The following is a 6,298-nucleotide window of genomic DNA, read 5'->3' as shown; positions in this document are numbered from 1 at the left end:
AGATAGCCCTTGGGATGCCAGAAGACAGAGCCGTGCGCTTCCTGCTGCAGGTGGAACAAGTCCATCTCGCCGCCAAGCTTGCGGTGATCGCGCTTGGCTGCCTCCTCAAGGCGGGTCAGGTGTTCTTGAAGCTGCTTCTTGTTAAGCCAGCCGGTGCCGTAAATGCGGCTGAGCATCGCGTTCTTCTGATCGCCGCGCCAATAAGCGCCGGAAACGCGGGTCAGCTTGAACGCCTGGGGATCGAGCTTGCCGGTGCTGGGCAAGTGTGGGCCGCGGCACATGTCGAGCCAATCCTCGCCGCTCCAGTAAACGGTAAGTTCTTCGCCCTCGGGCAGCTCGGCAGCCCATTCGGCTTTGAAGCTCTCGCCCTGCTGCTTCCAGCGGCTGATGAGCTGCTCGCGCCTCCAGACCTCGCGGCGCAGCGGCTTGTCGGCGGCGATGATCTCGCGCATCTTCGCTTCGATCGCCGGCAGGTCCTCGTCAGTGAAAGGGCGCTCCTTCGGCGCGAAGTCGTAATAGAAGCCATCGTCGGTCGAAGGTCCAAACGTGATCTGAGTGCCGGGGAACAGCGCCTGCACCGCTTCGGCCAGCACGTGAGCATAGTCATGCCGCGCCAGGTCTAGCGCCTCGGCCTCGTCGCGGCTGGTTACGAGCGCCAGCTGCGCATCGCCGGTGAAAGGCCGGGTCAGGTCCACCAGTTCGCCGTCCACCTTCGCCGCCAGCGCCGCTTTCGCCAGACCGGGGCCGATCGCCGCGGCGACGTCTGCCGGGGTCGAGCCTTCGGGCATCTCGCGAACCGAACCGTCAGGCAGGCTGATTTTGAACATCTGCGACATTGAACTCGTCTTTCCGTTTCCAGCTTTCCATGCGCCGGAGCTTCACCGCCCGCGCCATGGCACAGCCGCGCCCGCGGGTGAAGCTCTGCCGCCGGTTAAATTCACGTGCAGCCGCTCAGTGCAATGTCCGCATTGGCGGCTTGCCGCGCTCCGCCAGGGCATTCCACGTCAGCGCGATCAGCCAGCCCGCGCTCAGGCACACAAAGGGCATGGCCGGATAGTGGAAGCGCGACTGGCCCGAAAAGATCACGCAGATCAGGGTGGGATAAAGCGCGATCGCGTAAGGCAGCAGCCACCAGCCGATCCACCGCTGCCCGTCGCGATGTCGCCGGATCAGCATCACCAGGAACGCGGCGGCGAAGGTCAGCATCAGGATCGCGTAATATGCCTGGTTGGCATAGCGCACCGCGCGGTAAAGTGCGACGAATCGCGCATAGCCGGGCGCGCCGCCCTGATAGGCCCATTCCGCCTCTCCGTCAGGCAGCCATAGGCGCGCCAGCTTCTTGGGCGCGAGGGTCAGGAACTTGCTGGGATTGTTCCTGATCCAGTCTAGCGCCAGTCGCTTCGCCTCGGCGTCGCGCGTCACTTCGTCCAGGCCGGGGCGAGCCATAAGGTCTTTCACCACGGGAGCATCGGGGGTGTAATCGCCCGTGGCGGCGTCGTGATTTCCGGTGAGCAGGGTATATCCGCCGTTGGTCGAGACCAGGACCCAATGGCACAGTTCGGCATGATTGCGGATCGACCAGGGCAGCACGGTCAGCCCGGCCACGCTCAGCACCAGCAGCCCTTCGCTCAGCAGGTGCGGAAGACGGCGCCACAGGCCCTTCGCGCGCAGCCAGTCGATGGCGAAAAGCAGGGGAATCACCACCAGGGTCTGCGCCTTGACCAGGGTGGCGAAGCCGAAGATCACGCCGGCACTGACGAGTTGCCAGCGATTGCCGCGGGTCACGATGATCCAGCACCCGGTCATCAACAACGCGGTGTAGAACACCTCGGTCAGCGCCAAAGGCACATAGCCGATCGCGTTGGGATAGATCGCCAGCAGCAACAGGCCCGCGCGCGCAGCGGCTTCGTTGCCGAACAGGCGGCGGCCCAGCGCCAGCGTCATCAAACCGATCAGCATTGCGCTCACCAGATTGAACAGGCCAAGCACGACGTGCGACACCCCGAACTGGCTGAACGCCAGCGACAGCGCGATCGGCCAGCCCGGTGGCCAGAACGCGGTCGGTTGTCCTGCATTGTCAAGATAGCCGCGCCCGGCGGCCAGGCTGATGGCGCGCAGGTAATACCATTCGGCGTCGGAGGTGGGCCGCACCTCGATCATCAGCATCGCCACGCGCAAGGCGAAATAGACCGCCCAGATCATCAGCAGCACCGAACGGTCGTTTCCGAACCGTTCGAGTTGCAGCGCCAGCCGCGATGGGCGGGCGGGGAAGCGGACGACGTTGGCACTCATCGGCATTCCCCTTGGCCACCTGCGCTTAAGATCGCCTTACCCGGAACGGCACAATGCGCGAGAGGATTTTGCACGCATATGCCTGCGGCCTGAAGATCGTCCGGCGCGAGATCGTCTGGCGCGCCTTGCGCTCATGCCGATGCAACCCCACTATCGAACTATGATCGAAACCCGTTTCCACGCCATGCCTGATGGGCGCCGCATCGCCTATCGCTTTACGCAGGGAGAAGGGCCCGCGCTGGTGTTCCTGCCCGGCTACATGTCCGACATGGCGGGGGACAAGGCCACGGCCGTGTTCGATTGGGCCCGCGCGACCGGGCGCGCATGCATGCTCTTGGATTATTCCGGCTGCGGCGAAAGTCCCGGCGATTTCGCCGAAGGCACGCTGTCGCGCTGGAGGGAAGAGGTCCTGGCGCTGATCGACGCGCTGGCGCTGGAACGGGTCGTGCTGATCGGTTCCTCCATGGGGGGGTGGTTGATGCTGCTGGTGGGCCTCTCGCTGAGAGATCGGCTCGCCGGCCTGGTCGGCATCGCGCCCGCCCCGGACTTTACCGAATGGGGCGTCGCGCAAATGGACAAGGCGCTGCTCGCCGATGGTCAGACGGTGTGGGAGGATAATCCCTACGGTCCCGAGCCGACGCCGACTCATCCGGACTTCTGGTCGGACGGGCAAGCGAACTTGCAGCTTGAAAGCGAGATCGCGCTTGATTGCCCGGCGCGGCTTCTTCATGGCCGTCGCGATCCCGATGTGCCGTGGGACATCTCGCTGCAATTGGCGGAGCGGCTCCGTTCAGCCGATGTGCAGGTGACGCTGGTCAAGGACGGCGACCACCGCCTTTCGCGGCCCTCCGACATCGCCCTGTTGCTGCGCACGCTGACAGAGCTGGTCGCAGCGCCCGAAGCGGCGGACTGACTGGAGCCCCCATGCCATTTTCCCTTTTGCTTCCGCTGATGCTGGCTCAAGGCGATCCGGCGGGCATCGCCAGTCCGTATGTTTCCGCGTTGCCGCGCGAGATCGTCGAGAAGAAGGCGGCGCAGGACCGCAAGCGGCGTGAGGAAGCAGCGCAGAGCGTCGCTCTGCCCGCGCCGCGCTCACGAGCGGGGTGCCTTGGCGCGGTCGAGGCCGATCCCGCACGTTCGGCAGAGGTCGCCCGCCAGGCGCTGGCCGATGCCACCGGGCATGAACGGGTGCGTGCAGGGCTGTGCCTGGGCGTTGCACTCAGTGATCTCGGCCAGTGGAGCGACGCGCGCGAGGCGTTCGTCAATGCGCGCGATGCGGCGGCGGGAGACGACCATCCCAGTCGCGCACGGCTGGGCGCGATGGCGGGCAACGCGGCGCTTGCGGCAGGGCAGCCCGGCCAGGCATTGAGCTTGCTGGGGCCTGCGGCAAGCGATGCCCAGGCGGCGAACGACACCGCGCTTACCGCTTCGATCGCGCTCGATCGCGCGCGCGCTTTGGTGGCGTTGAATCAACCGGACGAAGCCGCAGCCGCTCTGGCGCAGGCGCGCGCCGCTGAGCCGGATTTCGCGCAGGCATGGTTGCTTTCGGCCACGCTTTCGCGGCGGCAGAACAAGTTGATCGAGGCGCAGGCCCAGATCGAGAAAGCCGCTCAGCTTGCCCCGCGCGACCCCGAAGTGGGATTGGAAGCGGGCGTGATCGCCATGCTTTCGGGAAAGGAGGAAGCGGCGCGGCGAAGCTGGACCTCCGTGCTGGCGATGGCCCCGCAAAGCGATGCGGCCGCTACGGCGAAACAATATCTCGCGCAGCTGAGCCCGGACGGGCAAGGCGCCAGAGCCGCGGTGAAGGCGGCGGCAAGGCCGTGATCCCGCTTTCAGTTCTCGATCTCGTCACCGTGCGAGAGGGCGGCACTGTCGCTCACGCGCTGGGGATCACCGTCGAGACCGCCCGCGCGGCGGAGCGCGCCGGTTACAAGCGGTACTGGGTGGCTGAGCACCATGGCATGGAGGGGATCGCGGGCGGCGCGACCTCGGTAGTGCTTGCGCATCTCGGCAACGCGACCAGCACGATTCGCATCGGGGCGGGCGGGATCATGCTGCCCAATCACACGCCTTACGTGATCGCGGAACAGTTCGGAACGCTTGCCGCTCTGTTTCCGGGGCGCGTCGATCTGGGGCTCGGCCGGGCGGCCGGCGCGGACGGGCGGCTCGCCCTGGCGCTGCGCAAGGACATCGTCGGCGCCGCCGAACGCTTCCCGCAGGACGTGGTGGAACTGCGCGCCCGCTTTGCCGGGCAAGCGGTGGGCGGTGTCGCGTCTCCGCAGGCTTCCGGTGTGGAGGTGGAGATGTGGATGCTCGGCTCCAGCCTGTTTGGCGCGCAGCTCGCGGCGATGCTGGGTCTGCCTTATGCTTTCGCCTCGCATTTCGCGCCGGCCCTTCTGGAAGAGGCGGCACGGATCTATCGCGAACGGTTTCAGCCATCCGAAACGCTTGATCGGCCTTATTTTATGGCTGCCATCAATCTCCTGGCCGCCGACACGGATGAGGAGGCGCGGTATCTCGCCACGTCCGTCGACCAAAGCTTCGTCGCTCTTCGCACCGGCACTCCGATCAAGCTGCCGCCGCCGGTGCGCGGCTATCGGGAGAGCCTTCCCGCCGCCCGCCGGGCGATGCTGGAGCAGGTCCGCTCCGTCAGCGCGATAGGCAGCCCGGCAACCGTGCGGCAGGAGGTGGAAGTCTTCGTCGCACGAACCGGAGCTGACGAACTGATTGTCAGCATGGCGACATTCGATCCGGCGGCGCAGCAGCGTTCGCTGGCATTGACCATGGACGCGCTGCGGTAAGGCCGCTCACCGAGGATATACAATTTCGTTTCGGGCATTGACCGCGCGGCAAAATTGCGGAAACGGAAGCGCCCATGAGCAAAGCAGACGTCGTCATCGTGGGAGCAGGGCATGGCGGGGCGCAATGCGCCATCGCGCTTCGCCAGAACGGCTTCGAAGGCACCATCACCGTCATCGGCCGCGAGCCGGAACATCCTTATGAGCGGCCGCCGCTTTCCAAGGAATACTTCGCGCGGGAGAAGACGTTCGACCGACTCTACATCCGCCCGCCGACGTTCTGGGCCGAAAAGGATGTGACGTTCAAACTTGGCACTGAAGTCACCGCGGTCGATCCCAAGGCGCATGAGCTGACGCTCTCGAACGGGGAGACTTACGGTTACGGCAAGCTGGTCTGGGCGACGGGCGGCGATCCGCGCCGGCTTTCCTGCCCCGGCGCGCAGCTTGCCGGTGTCCATGCCGTGCGCACGCGCGAGGATTGCGACACGCTGATGGCGGAGATCGACGCCGGTACGCGGAACATCGTCGTGATCGGCGGTGGCTATATCGGGCTTGAAGCGGCGGCGGTGCTTTCCAAGATGGGCCTCAAGGTCACTCTGCTGGAAGCTCTGCCGCGCGTGCTGGCGCGCGTCGCGGGGGAGGAGCTTTCGGCCTTCTATCAGAAGGAACACCGCGATCACGGCGTGGACTTGCGCACAGGAGTTTCCGTCGAATCGCTTGAAGGCGATGGCCACAAGGTCACCGGCGTCAAGCTGGCGGACGGCGAAGTGATTCTCGCCGAGGCGGTGATCGTGGGCATCGGTATCGTTCCCGCCGTTGCTCCGCTGATCGCTGCTGGAGCCGCCGGCGCCAATGGCGTCGACGTGGACGAATATTGCCGCACATCGCTGCCGGATGTCTATGCCATCGGCGATTGCGCGGCCTTTGCCTGCGACTTCGCGGGCGGCACGGTGATGCGCGTGGAATCGGTGCAGAATGCGAACGATATGGCCACCTGCGTGGCCAAGGCGATCTGCGGCGATGAAAAGCCTTACAAGGCTTTCCCCTGGTTCTGGTCCAACCAGTATGACCTGCGCCTGCAGACCGCCGGTCTGAATGTCGGCTTCGACAAGACGGTGACGCGGGGCAACCCGGATGAGCGCACGTTCTCCGTGGTCTATCTGAAGCAGGGCAAGGTCGTTGCGCTGGACTGCGTGAACATGGTCAAG

General features: G+C 65.6%; 6 protein-coding genes. 4 read left to right on the top strand and 2 right to left on the bottom strand.

From position 1 onward, the window contains the following. Both V7D69_RS14970 and V7D69_RS14965 read right to left on the bottom strand, forming a co-directional pair. A partial coding sequence (locus V7D69_RS14970; protein WP_333606194.1) for a TGS domain-containing protein occupies window positions 1-836 on the bottom strand: 836 nt, incomplete at its 3' end. A gap of 115 nt (window positions 837-951) precedes the next feature. Next, window positions 952-2,292, bottom strand: a complete 1,341-nt coding sequence (locus V7D69_RS14965; RefSeq protein ID WP_324064436.1) for a glycosyltransferase family 39 protein — start codon at window positions 2,290-2,292, stop codon at window positions 952-954. A 160-nt stretch (window positions 2,293-2,452) separates the two neighbouring features. Between V7D69_RS14965 and V7D69_RS14960 the strand changes: the two genes are divergently transcribed. The 4 genes from V7D69_RS14960 to V7D69_RS14945 all read left to right on the top strand — a co-directional run. Beyond that, on the top strand, window positions 2,453-3,205 hold the full coding sequence (locus tag V7D69_RS14960; protein WP_324064437.1) for an alpha/beta fold hydrolase: 753 nt from the start codon (window positions 2,453-2,455) through the stop codon (window positions 3,203-3,205). An 11-nt stretch (window positions 3,206-3,216) separates the two neighbouring features. Next, window positions 3,217-4,116, top strand: a complete 900-nt coding sequence (locus V7D69_RS14955; RefSeq protein ID WP_324064438.1) for a hypothetical protein — start codon at window positions 3,217-3,219, stop codon at window positions 4,114-4,116. Next, a complete protein-coding gene (locus V7D69_RS14950) occupies window positions 4,113-5,093 on the top strand; it encodes an LLM class flavin-dependent oxidoreductase (protein WP_333606193.1) in 981 nt (326 codons plus the stop codon). The genes V7D69_RS14955 and V7D69_RS14950 overlap by 4 nt, the downstream gene beginning before the upstream one ends. A 74-nt stretch (window positions 5,094-5,167) precedes the next feature. Further along, a partial coding sequence (locus V7D69_RS14945; protein ID WP_333606192.1) for an NAD(P)/FAD-dependent oxidoreductase occupies window positions 5,168-6,298 on the top strand: 1,131 nt, incomplete at its 3' end.

The organism is Novosphingobium sp. (assembly GCF_036733805.1).
Lineage (GTDB): Bacteria > Pseudomonadota > Alphaproteobacteria > Sphingomonadales > Sphingomonadaceae > Novosphingobium.
The sequence above is the reverse complement of the archived record's forward strand: the minus strand, read 5'-3'. Positions and strand labels throughout refer to the sequence as shown.

What these genes read in the sequence shown, in the direction of transcription:
- V7D69_RS14965 (WP_324064436.1), bottom strand. Translation starts at nt 2,292, where the DNA reads ATGAGTGCCAACGTCGTCCGCTTCCCCGCCCGCCCATCGCGGCTGGCG.
- V7D69_RS14960 (WP_324064437.1), top strand. Translation starts at nt 2,453, where the DNA reads ATGATCGAAACCCGTTTCCACGCCATGCCTGATGGGCGCCGCATCGCC.
- V7D69_RS14955 (WP_324064438.1), top strand. Translation starts at nt 3,217, where the DNA reads ATGCCATTTTCCCTTTTGCTTCCGCTGATGCTGGCTCAAGGCGATCCG.